The organism is Flavobacterium xueshanense (genome assembly GCF_900112975.1).
Classification (GTDB): Bacteria; Bacteroidota; Bacteroidia; order Flavobacteriales; family Flavobacteriaceae; genus Flavobacterium; species Flavobacterium xueshanense.
Map to the genome: position 1 here is coordinate 25,273 of NZ_FONQ01000004.1, position 20,970 is coordinate 46,242.

Genomic DNA, 20,970 nt, shown 5'->3' on the forward strand with positions numbered 1-20,970 from the left:
CTATTTTTGCACAAAATTTAAAAAATAAAAAGATGGCTACTAATAGAACTTTTACAATGATCAAGCCTGATGCTGTTGCTAACGGACACATCGGAAACATACTTGCAATGATTACAACTGCAGGTTTCAAAATCGTTTCTTTGAAATTAACGCAACTTACGATTGCTGATGCGCAAGCTTTTTACGAAGTGCACGCTGCAAGACCTTTCTACGGTGAATTAGTAGAATTCATGTCAAGAGGACCTATTGTTGCCGCAATTTTAGAAAAAGACAACGCAGTTGAAGATTTCAGAAATTTAATTGGTGCTACAAACCCAGCTGAAGCTGCCGAAGGAACAATCCGTAAAGCATACGCAACTTCTATCGGAGAAAATGCAGTTCACGGTTCTGATAGCGATGAAAATGCAGCTATTGAAGGTGCGTTCCATTTTGCTGGAAGAGACCAGTTCTAATATTCAGTTTTGTGTCGCATATTAAACTGAAAATAAAAATACAGAAAATCCCATTTCAAAATTGAAACGGGATTTTTTTTTACACAAATGTCCCGTCCTGAAATAGCGATACACAAAAAACCATCATATTGGAAGCAAATATAAATTATGTGAAGCGAGGTAGAAGATTATCGTATGTCTTTCTTTATGACTTAGTCTGGGCGCATTAATTTGTTAACTCCAAACAAAACAGAAAAACAAAATTAAATCAAACTCAAACAATGGGAAAAAATAAATCAGAACAGAATTACTTCTGTTCCGATTTAGCTGTTTTGAATTGTAAATCTAGTCAACCTTTTGAAGGATAAATCACTTGAAAATTATCAAGACAGCACATCTTTCAACAGATCTATTATCTATGAGCCCATTTTTCTTTTATCCCAAATAAACTTGTAAATTAAGTTTATTCTTTAGCAGCCAAATACCTTTCGGCATCAAGGGCAGCCATACAACCAGTTCCGGCCGCAGTTATCGCCTGACGATACACATGATCAGCAGCATCTCCCGCTACGAAAACGCCTTCAACATTTGTTTTGGAAGTTCCAGGAGTATTGATAATATATCCTGTTTCGTCCAATGTGATAAAATCTTTAAAAATATCTGTGTTGGGTTTGTGACCAATAGCTACGAAGAAACCAGTAGCAGGAATATCAAAAACTTCATTAGTAGTTTTATTTAAAGCCTTTACCCCAGTAACTACCTGCTCATCTCCTAATACTTCAACAGTATCGTGGTTCATTAATATGGTAATATTCTCCGTTTTGCGAACGCGTTCTTCCATGATTTTAGAAGCTCTGAATTTTTCGCTACGCACCAACATGGTTACTTTTTTACAAAGTTTGGACAAATAGTGTGCTTCCTCGCAAGCTGAATCTCCTGCGCCTACAATTACTACTTCTTGATTTCTATAGAAAAAACCGTCGCAAACTGCACATGCCGAAACTCCGCCACCCATTTTTAAATAGTGTTGTTCTGATGGCATTCCTAAATATTTAGCCGTTGCTCCTGTAGAAATAATTACTGTTTCGCAATGCAATTCTATCGTATCATTGATCCAAACTTTATGGATATCACCTAAAAAATCCACTTTGGTAGCCCAACCATCACGTACGTCAGTTCCAAAACGTTGTGCTTGTGCCTGTAGTCCCACCATCATTTCTGGACCAGTTATCCCTTCAGGATTTCCAGGCCAATTTTCTACTTCGTTAGTTGTTGTCAGCTGACCTCCTGGCTGCATTCCTTGGTATAAAACAGGATTCATATTTGCTCTGGCAGCATATATTGCTGCAGTGTAACCTGCTGGACCAGAACCTATAATAAGACATTTAATTTTTTCGATTGTATCAGACATAGTAAGTGTGAATTATAATTTTTAACAATGCAAAAATAGGTCATAATTGCTGTATTACAGAACCTGAAGTATCAGTTTTTATTATTCTGCAATAAAAAAAATCCCTCCTGTTGGTACAGAAAGGATTTTTCGTCGGGGTGGCAGGATTCGAACCTGCGGCCTCCTGCTCCCAAAGCAGGCGCGATAACCGAGCTACGCTACACCCCGAAATCGGTGGCAAATATAGCACTATTTTTGGCTTCTGCAAAACTATTTCAGAAATAAGAAATAAATTTATTTTGCTCAGAAAACAGTATAAAAACAAAACTACAAATCATATTTAAATGTCAATTACCATAGCACAGATGGAAGTTAAAAGCTTCCCAAAATACTCCTTTTTTTTTTGACACAAAAGAGCAATTGTAAGGAAGCTCCTTTTATCGCTTTAGAAAAAAAGGAGTAGTTCCAGTCCCGAACTATCGGAATTGTAACGCACAGCTGGAATAACTGAAGAAAATCTATTCCGTTCTAAAAATGAGAATCTGTCAAAAGACAAGGAATCAAGCTTTAACGAATGTTAACAAAATAGATTTTTAGAAACCATAAATAATTGTATTTTTACGGTTCAAAATTTAGAAAAATAAATGGGCAAAATCATCGCGATTGCTAATCAAAAAGGAGGAGTTGGAAAGACTACAACATCAGTTAATCTTGCTGCTTCATTAGGAGTTTTAGAAAAGAAAGTATTACTTATTGATGCTGATCCACAAGCAAATGCTTCATCAGGATTGGGAATTGATGTAGAATCTGTTGAAATAGGAACATACCAAATTCTAGAACATAGTCATACGCCAAAAGAGGCCATTGTACAGTGTTCTGCCATAAATGTAGACGTGATTCCGTCACATATTGATCTTGTTGCCATTGAAATCGAATTAGTCGACAAAGAAAACAGGGAATATATGCTTAAAAAAGCATTGGAAAGTGTCAAAGACGATTACGATTATATCATTATTGATTGTGCGCCATCGCTGGGATTACTTACCCTGAATGCTTTGACCGCTGCTGATTCCGTGATTATTCCTATTCAATGTGAGTATTTTGCGCTGGAAGGTCTAGGAAAATTGCTGAACACCATAAAAAGTATACAAAAAATTCACAATCCGGATTTAGACATCGAAGGATTGTTACTGACCATGTTTGACTCCCGTTTGCGTTTGTCAAACCAAGTGGTTGAAGAGGTTCAGAAACATTTTAACGACATGGTTTTTGAGACAATCATTCAGAGAAATGTAAAATTGAGCGAAGCACCAAGTTTTGGCGAAAGCATCATAAACTACGACGCAACAAGCAAAGGAGCAACCAATTACCTGCACCTGGCTCAAGAAGTTATAAAGAAAAACAGTAAATAGTTTTATGGCAAAAGCACTTAAAAAACAAGCCTTAGGAAGAGGATTATCAGCATTATTAAAAGATCCGGAAAACGATATAAAATCTGTTGCCGATAAAAATGCCGATAAGGTCGTAGGAAATATTATTGAGCTTGAAATTGAGGCGATTGAAATAAATCCGTTTCAACCAAGAAGCAATTTCAATGAGGAATCATTGCGAGAATTAGCAACATCTATCAAAGAATTAGGTGTTATTCAGCCTATTACTGTACGTAAACTGGACTTCAATAAATACCAGTTAATTTCCGGGGAACGTCGTCTTCGTGCGTCGACTCTAGTGGGATTGAAAACAGTTCCTGCTTACATTCGTATTGCAAATGACAATGAATCACTGGTTATGGCCTTGGTAGAAAATATCCAGCGTCACGATTTAGATCCAATTGAAATTGCACTTTCATACCAACGTTTGATTGACGAAATTCAATTGACTCAGGAACAAATGAGCGAGCGTGTAGGAAAAAAACGTTCCACAATTGCTAATTATTTGAGACTTTTAAAACTGGATCCGATAATCCAAACTGGAATTCGTGATGGTTTTATCAGTATGGGGCACGGCCGCGCTATCATTAATATTGAAGACCAAGACATTCAAACTGATATTTACCAAAAAATTGTCAGTCAAAATCTATCGGTTCGTGATACAGAAGCTTTGGTAAAAAACTATCAGGAAAGTTTAAAACCTAAACCTGCCGGAAAACCAAAAGCAGCTTCGTTTGAAATCGCAGATGCTCAAAAAAGCACTTTTACTAATTATTTTGGTACCAAAGTAGATGTAAAAGTAGCCGGGAACGGTAAAGGAAAAATCACTATTCCATTTCACTCTGAAGAAGACTTCAACAGAATCATAAAATTAATAAACGAATAGTGAACAAAATCATTTTCATCGCTCTATTCCTTTTTACATTGGGAAATACTACTGTTTTTGCGCAAGTGCAAACAGAAGCGGTGTTGGTCGCCAAAGACACTTTAAAATCAAATGATATTGATCCTTTGACACCGGCAAAAGCAGCTTTTTATTCAGCCGTTTTACCAGGTTTGGGTCAGGCTTACAATAAAAAATATTGGAAAATACCGCTTGTATATGGAGCCTTAGGAACGAGTATTTATTTTTATGTTGATAGCAATAAAAAATACCATCAATATAGAGACGCTTATAAAAGTAGACTGGAAGGTTCCGTTACTGACGATTTAGCTTTTCTGGACAACAACCGTTTGATTGCCGGACAGAAATTTTACCAACGCAACCGCGATTTATCCGCTTTGGTGACTTTGGCGTTTTACGCATTAAATATTCTTGATGCCAATGTGGATGCCGCTTTAATCCAGTTTAATGTAGATGAAAACTTGTCCGTAAGACCTATTCTTTATCCGAATGATGTAACATTAAAGACGAATGTAGGACTAACATTTAATTATAGTTTCTAGCTCCAAAAATTAGTTTATTGGATTTATTAAAGAAAACCATGCAGTATGTCATTAATTAATAGAATTGGGAAGAAATATTTTTTTATTGGAACTACGATTTTATTACTAATCACCTTAGTAAATTACTCCGAAAATAAGACATTTGATTCAATCCGAATGAATTCCTTCTTTTCAGGATTCATCGCCGGAGTTTTATTAGCATTATTAGTTGGTGGACTTTTTAATTATTCGAAATTTAAAAAATAAAAAAATGAAAATTGCGCTTTTAGGATACGGAAAAATGGGCCAGGTAATTGAAAAAATTGCGCTGGAAAGAGGCCATGAAATCGTTTTAAAAAAAGATGGAAATACCACTTTTGATGGCCTTTCAACTGCTGATGTAGCAATTGATTTCAGTGTTCCAATTGCTGCAATGAGTAATATTACAACCTGTTTCTATGCAAATGTACCGGTAATTTCCGGCACCACAGGATGGCTGGAACAGTATGACGAAGTAGCGGCACTTTGCCATGAAAAAAAAGGAGCATTTATCTCCAGTTCTAACTTTAGTTTAGGGGTAAATATATTCTTTGAACTAAATGAACATTTGGCTAGAATCATGTCGAAATTTGACAGTTACAAAGTAGCAATGGAAGAAATTCACCATACTCAAAAACTGGATGCACCAAGCGGCACTGCGATTTCATTGGCTAAAGGAATTATTGAAAATAGTTCGCACACTAATTGGACATTAGAAAAACCGGAAGCGGAGCAAATTCATATTGAAGCCAAAAGAATCGGGACTATTCCGGGAACGCACACCGTTACCTATAATTCATCCGTAGATGCAATAGAAATCAAGCATACCGCACACAATCGCGAAGGCTTTGCAGTTGGGGCGGTTATCGCTGCAGAATGGATTGTGGGGAAACAAGGTATTTTCACAATGAAAGACGTATTAGATTTAAAATAAAATTATTCGCCTGTTTAAGAGCTACCGTTTCTTCTGAAACATCCTTAAACTTTAAACTTTAAATAAAAAAACGATGACACTAGTTCAATGGTTTGTATTTTTTCTGCTGGTACAGATAGTTCACTTTTTAGGAACTTGGAAATTATATGAAGCTGCCGGAAGAAAAAGTTGGGAAGCTGCCATTCCAGTCTATAATGCAATTATTTTGATGAAAATAATTGGTCGTCCTACGTGGTGGACTATTTTATTATTTATTCCAATTATCAATTTGATTATCTTTCCAGTTATCTGGATTGAAACATTGAGAAGTTTTGGAAAAAGATCTGGATTAGATACTTTCTTAGGAATTATTACGCTGGGATTCTATATCTATTATGTAAACTATACCCAAAAATTAGAATATGGAGCTGACAGAAGTTTAAGTCCACAAAACAAGGCTGCTGACACGGTAAGCTCATTGCTTTTTGCAGTTGTTGTAGCGACAATCGTTCATACTTATTTTATTCAACCCTACACGATTCCTACTTCTTCGTTAGAAAAATCTTTGTTGGTTGGTGACTTTTTATTTGTCAGCAAAATGAATTATGGCGCCAGAGTTCCCATGACAACTGTTGCTTTACCAATGGTTCATGACTCTATTCCTTTGACAAAAAGCAAATCATACCTGACTTGGCCACAATTACCGTACATGAGATTGCCTGGAATTCAAAATATAAAACGTACTGATATCGTGGTATTCAACTGGCCTGTTGATACCGTTTATAGATTTTTTGACACTTCAAAAAGACGCGCTTATAAACCAGTCGACAAAAAATCAAATTATGTAAAAAGATGCGTGGGAATTCCTGGTGATAATTTATCCATAAAAGACGGTGTCGTTTACATCGATGGTAAAATACTACAATTACCGGAAAGAGCTAAACCGCAATTCTCTTATAAAGTAGCAATAGATGGAAAAACACCTATTGATTTTGAAACTTTATACAAAGAGTTAGACATAACAGATCCTTCAGGATTCATAAATGAAACTACAAAAGACACTATTTTCATGAGTGCCCTGACCGAAGCCGGAGCAGAAAGATTGAAAAATACACCCGGTGTAACCGCTGTTATCAGACAAATATCCAGAGATATTGACAGGGCAAACTATGGCAAAGGAGTATTCCCGCATGTCAATAAATGGAATAGTGATAATTACGGACCTGTCTACATTCCTGAACAAGGAAAAACAGTGGAGCTGAACAGCGAAACATTGCCATTTTACAAAACTATTATTGATGATTATGAAAATAACGATTTAAAAGTAAATGGTACAGAGATGCGAATAAATGGTAAAGTTGCCACCAGCTATACTTTTAAACAAAATTATTACTGGATGATGGGTGACAACCGTCACAACTCAGAAGACAGTCGTTATTGGGGATTTGTTCCTGAAAATCATATCGTGGGCAAACCTATTTTTATATGGTTGAGTATCGATCCAAACGGAAAAGGAATAAATAAAATTCGTTGGGATAGAGTTTTTACAACTGTAAGTGGTGAAGGTCAACCTCAATCATATTTCAAATTATTTCTACTTGGATTAATAATTTTCTTCGTAGGAGAATATTTTTGGAAAAAAAGAAAAAATAGAAAAAATTAGTCAAAAGTCATAAAGTCGAAAGTCATAAAGCTCCATTTAATAAAGCTTTATGACTTTCGACTTTATGACTTTAAAAACTTTAGACAAAGATGAACATTCTCCTCCATCCCACTTATTTCCCATCGATCAGCCATTTTGCAGCAATGGTTCAGTCGGAAAATATTACGTTTGAGATAGAAGATAATTTTCAGAAACAAACGAATCGCAATCGCGCTTACATTTACAGTCCAAATGGGATTCAGCTTTTGAATATTCCGGTAAAGCATTCGAAAGAAAGCCATCAAAAAACCAAAGATATTAGAATTGAAACCGAATTTGATTGGCAAAAACAACATTTTAAATCACTGGAAGCAGCTTACCGAAGTTCTCCCTTTTTCGAGTTTTTCGAGGATGACCTGCGTCCTTTTTTTGAAAAAAAACATAAGTTTTTATTGGATTTAAATTTTGAAGCTTTGGAAGTTGTGTCAAAATGTCTTCGAATGAAAATGACTTACACAACAACAACCGAATATTTTCATGAAGTTGACACTACTGTAATTACCGATTATAGAACTTTGGTAAACGGAAAAAAAGACCTTTCAATATTTGAAAACTACACTCAGGTTTTTGATGACAAACATGGCTTCATAAACAATCTCAGTGTGTTGGATTTACTTTTTAATGAAGGAAAATATGCAATGGATTATTTAAAAAAACAGCAACTGATTATCGAATAACAATTCCATCCAAACTATTCAAAAGATAATCGTGCCATGATAGGAAAATGATCCGAGTTTATAAAACGAGGGAAATGTTCAAAACTCTTGACTTTCATTTTTTCATCAGCAAAAATATAATCAATTCGAGCGGGATAATACCTAAATTTATAAGTTTCTCCAAAACCAATACCTGCTTCTTCGAAGCTATCTTTCATCTTACCTTTTATGTTCCGGTACACGTAGGAAAACGCACTGTTGTTCATATCTCCACAAATAATTGTAGGGTAAATACATTTCATTTTGTGCTCTTTGAACATCTCTGCTTGTTGCTGTTGCTGCTTGAACGCTTTACTGATTCTAATAAAAAGCATCTGTGATTTTTGTTGATTGATGGCATCTATATTTTCATCAATCTCGTTTACATCCGGAGAAATCTTAATGGACTGTAAATGCATATTGTAGACTCTGATAATATCTTTCCCTTTTTTGATATCTGCAAATACTACGTTATTGCTGGAATTAGGAAAAATAATATTTCCTTGATTAATAATTGGAAATTTAGAAAAAATAGCCTGCCCGGTTTTTATTTGGTTTCCATCCGAAAAAATATAGCGATGCGGATATACTTTCAAATCAATATTAGCCGAAGAGGAGAATTCTTGCATACATAATATATCGGGATTTTTGTCATTGATGAAAGCCAGAATATCCGAAGGCACATCATCCCTGTCAATCCACCTGAATACATTCAACAACCGAACATTGTAACTCATTACGGTAAAATCTTTTTCTTCTTTAGAAAATTTAGGAGAAGAAAATTTATAGAACTTATTTATGAAAGTGATTCCTATCAATAAAACCAATCCGGAAACAATCAATTGCTTCTTGAACTGCATTGCCCAATACACAAAAAAAAGCGCATTAAAGACAAAAAAAAGCGGCATGAAAAGTGTCAAAACGGATAAAAGTGGAAAGGATTTTGGGGCTAAAAAAGGCAAAACATAAGCAATAAAAGTCACAAAAGTCAGGACTATATTCAAAAAAAACATTCCTTTATTAAACCATGAAAGATTTTTCATTTTCTATATTTTTTTATTTTCACAAAAAGCTAATCGTTCACTTAAAAATTTATTTCCCTGTTTTAAACAAGAATTCTTTTTCTTCTTTGGACAAACTATCGTAACCTGACTGACTAATTTTGTCTAAAATTTCATCGATTTGTTGTTGCGATTTATCCTTCGTAACTATTTTTGAAACGCTTCTTTCCAATGGTTTACTGTAGTTTTTGTGCACTTTCTTGAATGGTGTTGTCGTATCTTTTTTGAATAAATTTTCAAAAAAATCTAATACACCAGAAACTATTTTACTTAAATCCGTTCCATTTTGAAGCAATTTAATAAAAATAAAACCAAAAAAAGCACCTGCAAGATGAGAAATATGTCCACCCATGTTCTCAGAACGCAATTGCATCAAATCCACAATAATAATGACCGCAGTTATATGCCATAACTTAACATTTCCAATAATCAGTAAACGAAGATCCATCAAAGGATAATAAGTAGTCGTAGCGACTAAAATAGCCATAATAGCAGCAGACGCGCCTACAATAGGAGCACTAATATTTAAAACATAAAACACCAGAATATAACTAATTCCTGCAAAAATCGCACTTAGCACATACAAGCCAAATAATTGCTTGGATGTAAAATACGTCATAAATAATCGTCCCGAAAAGTTCAAAACAATCATATTAAAAACGATATGCATGATTCCGCTGTGAAAAAAAGAATACGAAAGCAATGACCACGGTTTCCAGAGCAACAGCGCCGGATTAGAAGACAAACTTACATACTGAATATAATCAATAGTGATGCCCAACAAAGATAAAAGCTCAAAGAGGAGCCACGGAAGTACAAACAAAGCTACGTTCCAAAATATTAGTCTGGTTACTATTCCTCCCGTTTTATAATGTAATTTCAGGTCGTCAATAATATTCATAATTTTATCGGGATTTAAGATCTGCTATTTTGGTTGTACTAATTTTAAAGATATTACAATTTTAATTCCAACGGTTTTTATTGAACTGATCTTTCTTCCAATACCACATAATGATAAATCCAAATAAAGCGCCACCAACATGCGCAAAATGGGCAATTCCACCACCTCCGAAAATTGATTTCCCAGAAATCCCTAAATACAAATCGACTAAAACTAAACCGGGTACAAAATATTTTGCTTTTATAGGTACAGGAATAAACATCAAGGCCAATTCAGCATTTGGAAACATAAAAGCAAATGCCACTATTATTCCGTAAATAGCTCCAGACGCACCAACAGCAGTTCCAGCAAAGGCACTGGTAAAATTCTGAAAATCAGAAATGGATATAAATTGTTGCCATCTGGTATCAATTTTACCCTCATTCAAAAGTTGCAAAATATCTTGTTTGTCAAATCCATTAGAAACCAAAGTATTTAAACCATCTTGAAAATAGTAATAATTGACTCCGGTATGCAACAACGCCGCGCCCAAGCCACATGAAATATAGAAGAACAAAAATTTCTTACTTCCCCAAATTTGCTCCAAAGCAGATCCAAAAGAAAACAATGCAAACATATTAAAAAAAATGTGCATAAAACTTCCATGCATAAACATGTGCGTTAACGGCTGCCACAATTGAAAATCTCGGTTTTCAGGAAAATACAAGGCTAATATTTTATAGGCAGCATCACCAATTATTAAAGTACCTACAAAAAACAATACATTGATAATAATCAATTGTTTTACGGTTTCAGTTACATTTCTCATATTGCAAATTTTTTATCTAAATCTTCCACACGCATCGTGATGAAAGTGGGTTTGTGAAATGGGGAAACATTTGGATCTTTACAGGCAAAAAGTCCGTTGACCAAGTTTTCCTGCTCTTTTTCGGTTAAGTGCGTTCCTGTTTTCACGGCTAAACTTTTGGCCATGGATTTGGCAATCGTATCATTCTGACTGAAACTGCTTTCCGGAATCCCATCTTGTAAATCGCTCAACAATTGCTCTAAAACCAATGAAACTTCACTCTCCGTTACATTTACCGGAATTCCTGAAATGACGATATGATCTGTATTATTTTCTTCAAAAACAAATCCGGTGTTCATTAATGACAACTGCAAATCCCCAATAAGTTCCATTTCGCTTGACGAAAAAAACAGGTTCAAAGGAAACAACAATTGCTGACTTGAAGCTTGATGAACGGTCATACTTACCAAAAACTGTTCGTACAGAACACGTTGATGCGCCCGTTGCTGATCGACAATTACCATTCCTGATTTGATTGACGAAACGATGTATTTTTTATGTATTTGATAGGTCTTATGAACGGAATGTTCTACTTCTTCGTCATTAAACAAAGAGGAAGTCACTTCTTCATTCTCGAAAGTCATGTGTCCAATTTCATCCGTATCTTGTTTTAAACCTACATAAAGACTTTCCCAATTGGCTGTTGGTTCCGGTTTTCTATAACTGGAAAATTGCTTGCTGGGTCTATCTTCAGAGAATGGATTGAAAGTACCATCTACCTGAATTGTAGGCGTTTCTCCAGTTAAATCTTTGTAATGATACGGGGTGTCTAAATTAGAATCCCTATCAAAATCCAATACTGGAGCCACATTAAACTGTCCCAAACTATGTTTTATAGAAGCTCTCAAAATCGCATATAATGCATGCTCGTCATCAAATTTAATTTCTGTTTTGGTAGGATGAATATTGATGTCAATTGTGTTTGGTGGCACTGATAAATATAAAAAATAACTCGGCTGTGCGCCGTCTTTCAGGATTCCGTCATAGGCAGCCATAACTGCATGATGTAAATAACCACTTTTTATAAAACGCTCATTGACAAAGAAAAACTGTTCTCCCCGACTTTTCTTGGCAAATTCTGGTTTGCTGACAAATCCCTGAATGGACACTATTTCTGTTTCTTCCTGAACCGGCACTAATTTTTCATTGGTTTTACCCGAAAAAATATTGACAATCCGTTGTCGCAAAGTAGATGGCGGCAAATTAAACATTTCACTGCCATTGTGGTAAAACGTAAAATGAATATTGGAGTGCGCCAAAGCGACACGATGAAATTCATCAACAACATGACGGTATTCCACGGTATCCGACTTCAGGAAATTACGTCGGGCCGGAATATTAAAAAATAAGTTTTTAATCGCAAAAGAAGTTCCTTTTGGCAAAACTGCTACCTCTTGTGATACGAATTTGCTACCCTCAATGATGATATGGTTTCCCAATTCCTCTTGATCTTGACGCGTTTTCATTTCTATATGCGCTATCGCCGCGATAGAAGCCAAAGCTTCACCACGAAACCCTTTGGTGTGCAATGAAAATAAATCTTCGGCTTGACGGATTTTCGAAGTGGCGTGTCGTTCAAAACACATGCGCGCATCCGTTACACTCATTCCTAAACCGTTGTCAATTACTTGTACCAAAGCTTTTCCGGCATCTTTTATAATTAATTTGATATCTGTAGCTCTTGCATCAACCGCATTTTCGAGCAGTTCTTTGACTACTGAAGCTGGTCTTTGAACAACTTCTCCAGCAGCAATTTGATTGGCAACATGATCAGGAAGTAATTGAATTATACTCGACATTAAAAAATTTAGGTTTAAAGTTTAAGGTTTAAAGTTTTTTAAAACCAAGAGGTACAAATTTAATAAATTTCTATTGGGTTTTATTATTAATGTGCTTTAAAAAAACAAAAAATCATAACCTAAAAAAAACGTCAACTGGAACTTTTTAAAAACTGTTTTCAGTCATCGTTAACTCGCAAATACTTTTATGCAAACTATTAAAGACGCTCTGAAAAATTATATTAAATTCTAAATCAAAAAAAATAAAATCATGCGTTCATAAATTTAAATACTTGAACTACAATACTATAAAATTTAAATTATGGAATTTTTTAACAAAATTATATAATCGATGTGCTTGTTTAAAACTTAAATTTGTTGGAAGAAACAAGTTAACAATTAAAAAAATCTATTATGAAAGCGACCAACGAAAAACAAGAAAAAGAAAAAGTAGTCTCTAAAAAAGGAGCTGTAAAAGCAAAACCAGATGCGGCACAAGGTTTAAGAGATTTTTTTGAAGACGGATTGAAAGATATTTTTTGGGCAGAACATGCGCTGACGAAAGCCTTACCTAAAATGGCAAAAAATGCCACCTCTTCAAAACTGATACATGCTTTTGAACATCACCTTAAAGAAACAGAAGAACATATTACTCGTTTAGAAAAAGTGTTTGAATCTTTAGGACTGAAAGCAGTTGGAAAAAAATGTGATGCAATGGATGGTCTACTAAAAGAAGCAGATGGGATTATGGCAGAAACCGAATTTGGTGTTGTTCGAGATGCCGCAATGATTGCAGCTGCACAAAAAGTAGAACATTATGAGATAGCTACTTACGGTACCTTGCGAGCTTATGCTGTCACTTTAGGCGAAAGTAAAGCAGTTACTCTGCTTGCTAAAACCCTTGAAGAAGAGAAAAAGGCTGATGTTGCCTTAACAGAAATCGCTTTGGCTGACATTAATATTGCAGCTGCACATGCAGATGAAAAATAGTCTAATCAATAACTGATTTATAATTTATAAAAACCTGTTTATTCAGGTTTTTTTTATGTGTTTGTTTAAAATAGTACCGGTTTCAAGTATAAACGAAACTGCATAAAAAAACCTACTCCATTGGAATAGGTTTTTGTTAATAATTTAAAAAATAACAGGTAATACTATTATTTATTCTTTTAATTCTAAAGGAGTTCCTTCGTCTAACTGAACAGCACCCGAAGACAATAAATGTTGGTTATCAATTTGATGTGACAACGAAGATTGTTGACGAATATAAGCCATTTTGATAGCGGCAATAGCAGCTTCGGTACCTTTGTTTCCATGAATTCCCCCACTTCTGTCGATGGATTGTTGCATCGTATTGTCAGTAAGTACACAAAATATAACTGGAATATCCGTTTGAACATTCAAATCTTTTATACCCTGCGTGACTCCTTCACATACAAAATCAAAATGTTTGGTTTGCCCTTGAATGACACATCCAATAGCAATAACAGCATCAACATTCTGTGTTTGCAACATTTTTTTTGCACCATAAATAAGCTCAAAGCTTCCCGGAACATTCCAACGGATTATTTGTCCTGCTGGAACTTCGTTTTCTAATAGTGTTTTGAACGCACCATTAAAAAGACCTTCAGTTATACTTTCGTTCCACTCAGCAACTACAACTCCAAAACGAAAATTTTTCGCATTTGGAACAGTGTTTTTGTCGTATTCGGATAAATTTTTATTTTCGGTAGCCATTTGATTTTAGGATTTTGATTTTAGAATTTTGATTTCAGATATTAAAGATAGCATTTTGAAATCAAAAGTCTACAATCTAAAATCACCAATCTTAAATCATTTTTTACTATTGTGCTAATCCTATCAAAACGTCAACTGAAGCAGCTTCTGGAGTAGCTTCATAATTTTCTTTGATATCAGTAAAATATTTTAATGCATCTGCCTTATTTCCTAAAGTCAGAGCAGTTTTTCCAGCTTTCAACAAGAAACGTGGCGTTGTGAAATCATTTTTGTTTGATTCAGCAGCTTTTACATAATTTTCTAAAGCTTCTTTTCGTTGGTTTTTTTGAGAATAAGCATCTCCAATCGCTCCTTTTGCCAAAGCTCCTAAAACAATATCATCTGATTTAAACTTGCTCAAATAATCAATCGCTTCTGTATATTTTCCTGTGTTCAAATAGGCAATTCCAGCATAATAATTTGCTAAATTTCCTGCATCAGTTCCAGAATATTCATCTGCTATTTTCAAAAATCCAAATTTCCCTTCTGAACCGTTTAAAGACAACTTATATAATGAATCACTCGCTACTCCATCCGTTGCTTTTTGAAAATTTTGTTGTGCAACGAACATTTCATTAGCGGCCTCATCTTGTTTTGGCGTAGCAATAAATCTTTGGTACGCTAAATATCCAATAGTTAATATTGCTGCAGCGGCAACTAATCCAATAATAATTTTTTGATTTTTGGCAACCCAGTCCTCCGTTATTGTAGCACTTTCATCTAATTTTGAAAAAACTTCAGCAGTTGTACTGTCTTTTTCGTCAATGATTACCGCTTCAACTCCTTCTTCTTTAACTTCTTTTTCTTTTGGTGCTTTATATCCTCTTTTATTGTAAGTAGCCATTTAAATTTAATTTAGTGAGTCGCAAAAATAAAATTTTTATTCAAACCCACACAAAAAATATGCTTTTATATTAAAAAAAAATATCCTGCGGAATTCTTGGTTTCCAAAGACAAAATAATTCTCAGAGAAAAAACAGAAAAGAAGGTTTTATCGATATTTTTCAATAATTTGCACCCACTTTGAAAAACCCATTTAAAAACAGCAAAGTTCTCAATACCAGCAAGCCTTACCCATGTATTTAAAAAAGATTTCATTATTCAATTATAAGAATTTCTCAGAAGCAAATTTCGATTTTGACAGCAAAATAAATTGTTTTGTAGGCAAAAACGGAATTGGTAAAACAAATGTGCTGGATGCTATTTATCATTTATCATACGGAAAAAGCTATTTCAATCCATTAGCGGTTCAAAATATCAAACACGGAGAGGAATTTTTTGTCATTGATGCTGAATTTGAAAAGAATGAAAGAACGGAACAAATAGTCTGCAGTCTTAAAAAAGGCCAAAAAAAAATATTGAAACGCAACGGCAAAGCTTACGATAAGTTTTCGGACCATATTGGGTTTATTCCATTGGTGATTATATCTCCAGCCGACAGAGATTTGATTGTGGAAGGCAGTGAAACGCGACGAAAATTCATGGACAGCGTAATTTCGCAACTGGATTCCCATTATTTGCAGCAACTCATTCAATACCAGAAAGTAATGAGCCAACGCAACGCTTTATTAAAATATTTTGCATTGAACCATGTTTTTGATACCGATACGCTGTCGATCTATAATGATCAACTCAATGGTTTTGGCAATTATATTTTTGAAAAAAGAAAAGAATTTATAGAACAATTCATTCCTATTTTCAACATGCACCATCAAGCCATAACAGGTTCGCAGGAAACTGTGCAACTTGTGTATGAAAGTCATTTATTCGAGAAAGATTTACTAAGCCTTTTACAGGAAAACATTAATAAAGACCGCGCTTTACATTACACGAGTGTGGGAATTCATAAAGACGATTTAGCTTTTGATATTGATGAACATCCAATTAAGAAATTTGGCTCACAAGGCCAACAAAAATCCTATTTAATCGCTTTAAAACTAGCACAATTTGAATTTTTAAAAAAACAAAGCGGTGTAAAACCAATTCTGTTATTTGATGATATTTTTGACAAATTAGATGAAAGTCGGGTGGCCAAAATAATCGAAATGGTCAACAGCGATACTTTTGGACAACTCTTTATTTCAGACACGCATCCGGAGCGTACGGAAGTTATTCTAAAATCGACCCATCAGAGCTATAAAATTTTCAACTTATAACTTTTATTTAATAGTTTTTACAGCGTTCAAAAATCGAAAAACACTAATTTAGCCTATTCAAATTTAAATCAAATTACAATGAAATTCAGTTCAATATTCCTATCAATCATATCTTTTGTTTTTTTGTCTTGTAACGGACAAGCATCAAAAGGAAGCCAAACTATCGATGCAAAAGCTTTTAGCGAGAAAATTGCAGCGACACCAAATCCACAGATTCTTGATGTACGAACTCCTGCGGAATTTTCGTCAGATCATATCGACAAGGCCGTCAATGTAGATTGGCTAGGAGACAGCTTTGTTGCGGGAACCGAAAAACTGGACAAAACAAAACCTGTTTTCGTGTACTGCAAAAGTGGCGGAAGAAGTCAAAGTGCCGTTGCAAAACTGGAAGAACTTGGCTTTACAAATGTTTATCAATTACAAGGCGGAATTTTAAAATGGGACGCTGCGGGACTGTCGAAACCAAGCAACAAAATAACTGGAATGACTTTGCAGGACTACAATAAATTAGTAGACTCTGATAAAAAAGTATTAGTTAGTTTTTATGCGGAATGGTGTGCGCCTTGCAAAAAAATGACACCCTACATCACAAAAATGCAAACTGAACTAGCAGATACCGTCACCATCATACGATTGGATGCGGACAAAAACAAAACCTTAATGACCGAAATGAAAATCAGTGAACTTCCTACTATACTATTGTATGAAAAAGCAGCAGTAAAATGGAGAAAATCCGGTTTCATTAGCGAAGAAGAATTAAGAGAACAAATACAATAGTACAACATGCTTTCAAAAGAAACACTGCAATTTCTGGATGATTTAAAAGTCAATAACAACCGGGATTGGTTTGTAGAAAACAAAAAACGCTACGAAGCTTTCAAAAAAGATTACCAACAATTAGTTACTGATTTACTGGACGCGATGAAACCGCTGGACCCATCGCTGGAAATGCTTGAAGTCAAAAATTGTAAGTTCAGAATTAATCGCGACATTCGGTTTTCTAAGGACAAAACGCCTTACAAATCCCACTTGGGAATCTGGCTTTCGTCTGGTGCGAAAGGGCTGAATCGTTCCGGTTATTACATTCACTTAGAAAAAGGCGCAAGTTTTATTGCTGGTGGACTGTATTGCCCCGAGTCCGAAGATTTAAAAAAAATGAGAAAAGAAATTGCCTATTTTCATGATGATCTCGAAGCTATTCTTGAGGAGAAATATTTCAAAAAAGAATTTGGCGATTTTGATAGAAATGAAAAAGACACTTTAAAAAACCCGCCAAGAGGCTACGACAGAGAACATCCGGCGATAGAATTATTAAAATTAAAGAGCTTTGAGTCTTCTCAGAGAATTGAGTTCTCAGCTGCTGCAAAAAAAGATTTTGTTGGCGTAATGAGCCAAAAACTGATTGCGCTAAAACCATTGAACGATTTCATCAATCGCGCCTTAACGTCGGAATAATTACAATGAAAAAAAAGAAAATACTTTTTCTTGGAGAATCCTACAGAGCCGATGCCATCACTTGGATCAACGGACTTAAGGAATTTGGCGATTTCGAAATTATTACCTGGGAATTAAAAACGCCCAGCGATTGTTTTAAGAAACGAATTTTAAGGATTTTCGAATTTGAATTTGCTATTTTCAAAATCAAAAAACTAATCCTGCTGCATAAACCGGATATGGTTATTGCGGAACGAACTACCAGTTACGGCTTTCTTGCTGCATTGTCCGGAGTAAAACCTGTAGCAATTGCGCAACAAGGCCGAACAGATTTGTGGCCGGAAAAATCTATTTCACTTCCATTAAAAAAAATAATTCAGCATTACGCTTTCAAAAAAGCCGATTTAATTCATGCTTGGGGACCCGTGATGACTATATCTATGCTGGAGGCTAAAGTTGACATGAGTAAGGTTTTGGTATTACCAAAGGGAATTGATTTGCTGCAATTTGGCAATCAAAACACTGCCAATCCTGAAAAAATTTGCGCTATCGTCACCCGTTCCTTGTTGCCGGAATACCGACATGATAGTATTTTAAAAGCATTTGCTATTTTAAACCAAAAAGGGATAGATTTTGTCCTTACCATTGTAGGAGACGGAACACAACTTGAAAAATTGAAAAATTTAGCAAAAAATTTAGGTATCGAAAATAAAGTCAATTTTACCGGACGAATTCTGAATACAGCATTACCAAAGCTATTGCAAGAATCTAACATTTACATCAGTATGCCTATAACGGAAGGCGTTTCGGCATCCTTATTTGAAGCGATGGCTACAAATTGTTATCCAATAGTAAGTGACATTAAGGGAAATCAAAGTTGGATCGTACACAGAAAAAACGGTCAATTAGTTCCCGTTGACGATTCTAAAAAGCTTGCCGAGGAATTAATTTGGGCTTTTGAAAATAGAGACCATAGGGCACAAGCCATTAGTAACAATAGGAAATTTGTTGTAAAAAATGCCGACTACACTACAAATATGAAGATTATTGCCCAAAAATACCATGAATTAATTAACTTAAATCACTCCAATTAATTATGTGTGGAATTAATGGAATCTTGCATTTACAATCCCAAAAAAAAGTAGACGAACGCAATCTTATAAAAATGCGGGATTCTCTGGAACATCGCGGCCCGGATGACAAAGGATTATTTATAGAAAATAATATAGGTTTAGGACACAGAAGACTTTCAATTCTGGATGTTTCTTTAGCCGGACACCAACCTTTCCTCTCAGAAGACGGAAGATACATTATGGTTTACAATGGAGAAATCTATAATTATAAAGAATTTTACCCTGAGTTAAAAAGCAGCGGTTTTGACATCAAAACTACTTCGGATACGGAGGTTTTAATGAAATTATTTCAGTTGCACGGCTTAAAAATGCTCAACCGCCTTAATGGAATGTTTGCCTTTGCTATTTGGGATAAATTAGAAAAAAAGCTAACTCTTGTTCGCGACAGAATGGGCGTTAAACCGTTATACTATTCCTTTTACAACGAAACATTTTATTTTGCATCGGAGCAAAAAGCACTGTTCACGGCCGGAGTTCCGCTTAAAATGGCTCAAGACGGACTGGAAGAATATATTTTTAACCGATTTGTAGCTGGCGAAAACACATTGTACCAAAACATCAAAAAAGTGTTGCCTGGACACAGTATGACCATTCACGAAGGTGGAAAAACCACTACCCAAAAATGGTGGAATTTAAAAAAGGAAATTCAAAATCAGCCTAAAATAAAAAATCCAGTTGAATGGTTTCGGGAAACCTTTGATGATTCTGTTAAAATGCGAATGGTGAGCGACGTTCCTGTTGGTGTTTTATTAAGCGGTGGACTGGATTCTTCCTCTGTTTTAGCTTCATTGCACCATCAAAAATACAAGGACATTCAGACGTTCAACATGGGTTTCAAAGAAAAGGAACACAACGAAGCGCATTTAGCAAAAATGATGGCCGAGAAGTTCAATTATGGATTTCACACAATGCAATTAGAAGATAAAAATCTTTATGATCAATTAATCAGTTCAACTTATTTTCAGGATGAACCCATCACGCATTTAAGCGAACCACATATTTTAGCAGTATCACAAATGGCAAAACCTGCCGTAAAAGTATTGCTGTCGGGTGAAGGCGCCGATGAATTAATGGGGGGTTATGTACGCTACAAAGCTTTGAAATATCCGTCTTTGTTAAATTCAATTGCTACCATCAGTAACATCGAATTATTTTCTAAAAAACCGAGGTATGAAAAGTTGCGTCGTTATGCTCAAATCAGTAAAAAATCTGATTTGGTTATTTACAATGGCTCGAATATTTACCCTAATGATATTGCACAAAATTTTGGAATAAATACACCTCCAACAAACGAATATAGGAGAAAAATCTACAAAGAAGCAAAATCATTGTATCCTGATAATTTACGCAGACAAGCACTTTATTTTGACCAACATACCTATTTATGCTCGCTTCTGGATAGAAACGATCGTTGTACAATGGGCGCATCCATTGAGTGTAGAGAACCATTTTTGGACCCGAGATTAATTATTGGCCTAGGATCATTGGATGACAAGTGGCTCTTCTCAGGCAAAAAATGGAAATTCATTCTGAAAAAAGCAATGGAAGAACGTTTACCAAATGAAATTCTGAATTTCAGAAAAGTAGGTTTGAGTGCGCCTTGGGGTGATTACATTACAAAAAGTCCGGCTTTTAAAGACGAATTAGACTCTTTTTCAAAAAGTGATTTATTTCAAATCCCTTATTTTGAACACATCAACATCCATAAACTACTACTGAATTTACAAAAAGGCGATACCAGAATGACTCCTTATATAATGCCACTGTTTATGATGCATATCTGGATGAAAACGTATGCAACTAAATTTTAATTCTTACTTTTGATGCATGATTCAACAATGCAAAAAGCACTTTCTTTT

General features: G+C 35.1%; 21 protein-coding genes and 1 tRNA gene. 14 read left to right on the plus strand and 8 right to left on the minus strand.

Annotated features, from left to right (window positions below; genetic code table 11):
• Positions 1-32 precede the first annotated feature (32 nt).
• A complete protein-coding gene (locus tag BMZ76_RS05725; RefSeq protein WP_091203755.1) occupies positions 33-452 on the plus strand; it encodes a nucleoside-diphosphate kinase in 420 nt (139 codons plus the stop codon).
• Positions 453-894: 442 nt separating this feature from the next.
• On the opposite strand, the gene trxB is transcribed toward BMZ76_RS05725, so the two are convergent.
• Positions 895-1,842 carry a thioredoxin-disulfide reductase gene (gene trxB / locus BMZ76_RS05730; RefSeq protein ID WP_091203757.1) on the minus strand — a complete coding sequence of 316 codons (948 nt, stop codon included), beginning with the start codon at positions 1,840-1,842 and terminating at the stop codon, positions 895-897.
• 132 nt (positions 1,843-1,974) lie between these two features.
• Positions 1,975-2,049, minus strand: a tRNA-Pro gene (locus BMZ76_RS05735).
• 416 nt (positions 2,050-2,465) lie between these two features.
• Here BMZ76_RS05735 and BMZ76_RS05740 point away from each other — a divergent pair.
• The 7 genes from BMZ76_RS05740 to BMZ76_RS05770 all read left to right on the plus strand — a co-directional run bounded on the left by BMZ76_RS05740 (position 2,466) and on the right by BMZ76_RS05770 (position 8,007).
• Entirely contained in the window at positions 2,466-3,233 is a 768-nt protein-coding gene (locus BMZ76_RS05740) for a ParA family protein (protein ID WP_091203759.1), read from the plus strand.
• Between the two features lie 4 nt (positions 3,234-3,237).
• Positions 3,238-4,137 (plus strand): ParB/RepB/Spo0J family partition protein, encoded by a 900-nt coding sequence (locus BMZ76_RS05745; protein WP_091203761.1) that lies wholly within the window; start codon positions 3,238-3,240, stop codon positions 4,135-4,137.
• Positions 4,137-4,697, plus strand: coding sequence for a DUF5683 domain-containing protein (locus tag BMZ76_RS05750; RefSeq protein ID WP_091203764.1), 561 nt, complete (start codon positions 4,137-4,139; stop codon positions 4,695-4,697). The genes BMZ76_RS05745 and BMZ76_RS05750 overlap by 1 nt, the downstream gene beginning before the upstream one ends.
• Positions 4,698-4,742: 45 nt before the next feature.
• Positions 4,743-4,943 carry a hypothetical protein gene (locus BMZ76_RS05755; protein ID WP_091203765.1) on the plus strand — a complete coding sequence of 67 codons (201 nt, stop codon included), beginning with the start codon at positions 4,743-4,745 and terminating at the stop codon, positions 4,941-4,943.
• Between the two features lie 4 nt (positions 4,944-4,947).
• Positions 4,948-5,649 carry a 4-hydroxy-tetrahydrodipicolinate reductase gene (gene dapB / locus BMZ76_RS05760; protein ID WP_091204104.1) on the plus strand — a complete coding sequence of 234 codons (702 nt, stop codon included), beginning with the start codon at positions 4,948-4,950 and terminating at the stop codon, positions 5,647-5,649.
• A gap of 73 nt (positions 5,650-5,722) precedes the next feature.
• Positions 5,723-7,291, plus strand: a complete 1,569-nt coding sequence (gene lepB, locus BMZ76_RS05765; RefSeq protein WP_091203767.1) for a signal peptidase I — start codon at positions 5,723-5,725, stop codon at positions 7,289-7,291.
• Positions 7,292-7,380: 89 nt separating this feature from the next.
• Positions 7,381-8,007, plus strand: a complete 627-nt coding sequence (locus BMZ76_RS05770; protein WP_091203770.1) for a WbqC family protein — start codon at positions 7,381-7,383, stop codon at positions 8,005-8,007.
• Between the two features lie 14 nt (positions 8,008-8,021).
• Here the strand turns inward: BMZ76_RS05770 and BMZ76_RS05775 are convergent, their stop codons facing one another.
• The 4 genes from BMZ76_RS05775 to mutL all read right to left on the minus strand — a co-directional run bounded on the left by BMZ76_RS05775 (position 8,022) and on the right by mutL (position 12,633).
• Positions 8,022-9,068, minus strand: coding sequence for an endonuclease/exonuclease/phosphatase family protein (locus tag BMZ76_RS05775; protein ID WP_091203772.1), 1,047 nt, complete (start codon positions 9,066-9,068; stop codon positions 8,022-8,024).
• Positions 9,069-9,117: 49 nt separating this feature from the next.
• On the minus strand, positions 9,118-9,987 hold the full coding sequence (locus BMZ76_RS05780) for a rhomboid family intramembrane serine protease (protein ID WP_091203774.1): 870 nt from the start codon (positions 9,985-9,987) through the stop codon (positions 9,118-9,120).
• A gap of 61 nt (positions 9,988-10,048) precedes the next feature.
• Positions 10,049-10,795, minus strand: a complete 747-nt coding sequence (locus BMZ76_RS05785) for a rhomboid family intramembrane serine protease (protein WP_091203777.1) — start codon at positions 10,793-10,795, stop codon at positions 10,049-10,051.
• Complete coding sequence (gene mutL, locus BMZ76_RS05790) at positions 10,792-12,633, minus strand: DNA mismatch repair endonuclease MutL (protein ID WP_091203779.1); 1,842 nt, start codon at positions 12,631-12,633, stop codon at positions 10,792-10,794. Before mutL ends, BMZ76_RS05785 begins: the two co-directional genes overlap by 4 nt.
• Positions 12,634-13,026: 393 nt before the next feature.
• Here mutL and BMZ76_RS05795 point away from each other — a divergent pair, with 393 nt between their 5' ends.
• Positions 13,027-13,602 (plus strand): YciE/YciF ferroxidase family protein, encoded by a 576-nt coding sequence (locus BMZ76_RS05795; protein ID WP_091203782.1) that lies wholly within the window; start codon positions 13,027-13,029, stop codon positions 13,600-13,602.
• Positions 13,603-13,773: 171 nt separating this feature from the next.
• On the opposite strand, the gene ribH is transcribed toward BMZ76_RS05795, so the two are convergent.
• Both ribH and BMZ76_RS05805 read right to left on the minus strand, forming a co-directional pair.
• On the minus strand, positions 13,774-14,349 hold the full coding sequence (gene ribH / locus BMZ76_RS05800) for a 6,7-dimethyl-8-ribityllumazine synthase (RefSeq protein WP_091203785.1): 576 nt from the start codon (positions 14,347-14,349) through the stop codon (positions 13,774-13,776).
• Positions 14,350-14,455: 106 nt separating this feature from the next.
• Positions 14,456-15,232 (minus strand): tetratricopeptide repeat protein, encoded by a 777-nt coding sequence (locus BMZ76_RS05805; protein ID WP_091203788.1) that lies wholly within the window; start codon positions 15,230-15,232, stop codon positions 14,456-14,458.
• A 232-nt stretch (positions 15,233-15,464) separates the two neighbouring features.
• Between BMZ76_RS05805 and recF the strand changes: the two genes are divergently transcribed.
• The 5 genes from recF (at position 15,465) to asnB (ending at position 20,922) form a co-directional block, all read left to right on the plus strand.
• Entirely contained in the window at positions 15,465-16,544 is a 1,080-nt protein-coding gene (gene recF / locus BMZ76_RS05815; RefSeq protein WP_091203792.1) for a DNA replication/repair protein RecF, read from the plus strand.
• A gap of 78 nt (positions 16,545-16,622) precedes the next feature.
• On the plus strand, positions 16,623-17,321 hold the full coding sequence (locus BMZ76_RS05820) for a thioredoxin domain-containing protein (protein ID WP_091203794.1): 699 nt from the start codon (positions 16,623-16,625) through the stop codon (positions 17,319-17,321).
• 6 nt (positions 17,322-17,327) lie between these two features.
• The gene (locus BMZ76_RS05825) at positions 17,328-17,999 is read left to right on the plus strand and encodes a DUF2461 domain-containing protein (protein ID WP_091203795.1); all 672 of its coding nucleotides are present in this window, start codon (positions 17,328-17,330) and stop codon (positions 17,997-17,999) included.
• Positions 18,000-18,004: 5 nt separating this feature from the next.
• On the plus strand, positions 18,005-19,072 hold the full coding sequence (locus BMZ76_RS05830) for a glycosyltransferase (RefSeq protein WP_091203798.1): 1,068 nt from the start codon (positions 18,005-18,007) through the stop codon (positions 19,070-19,072).
• 2 nt (positions 19,073-19,074) lie between these two features.
• Positions 19,075-20,922 (plus strand): asparagine synthase (glutamine-hydrolyzing), encoded by a 1,848-nt coding sequence (asnB, locus tag BMZ76_RS05835; protein ID WP_091203800.1) that lies wholly within the window; start codon positions 19,075-19,077, stop codon positions 20,920-20,922.
• Positions 20,923-20,970: the final 48 nt, after the last annotated feature.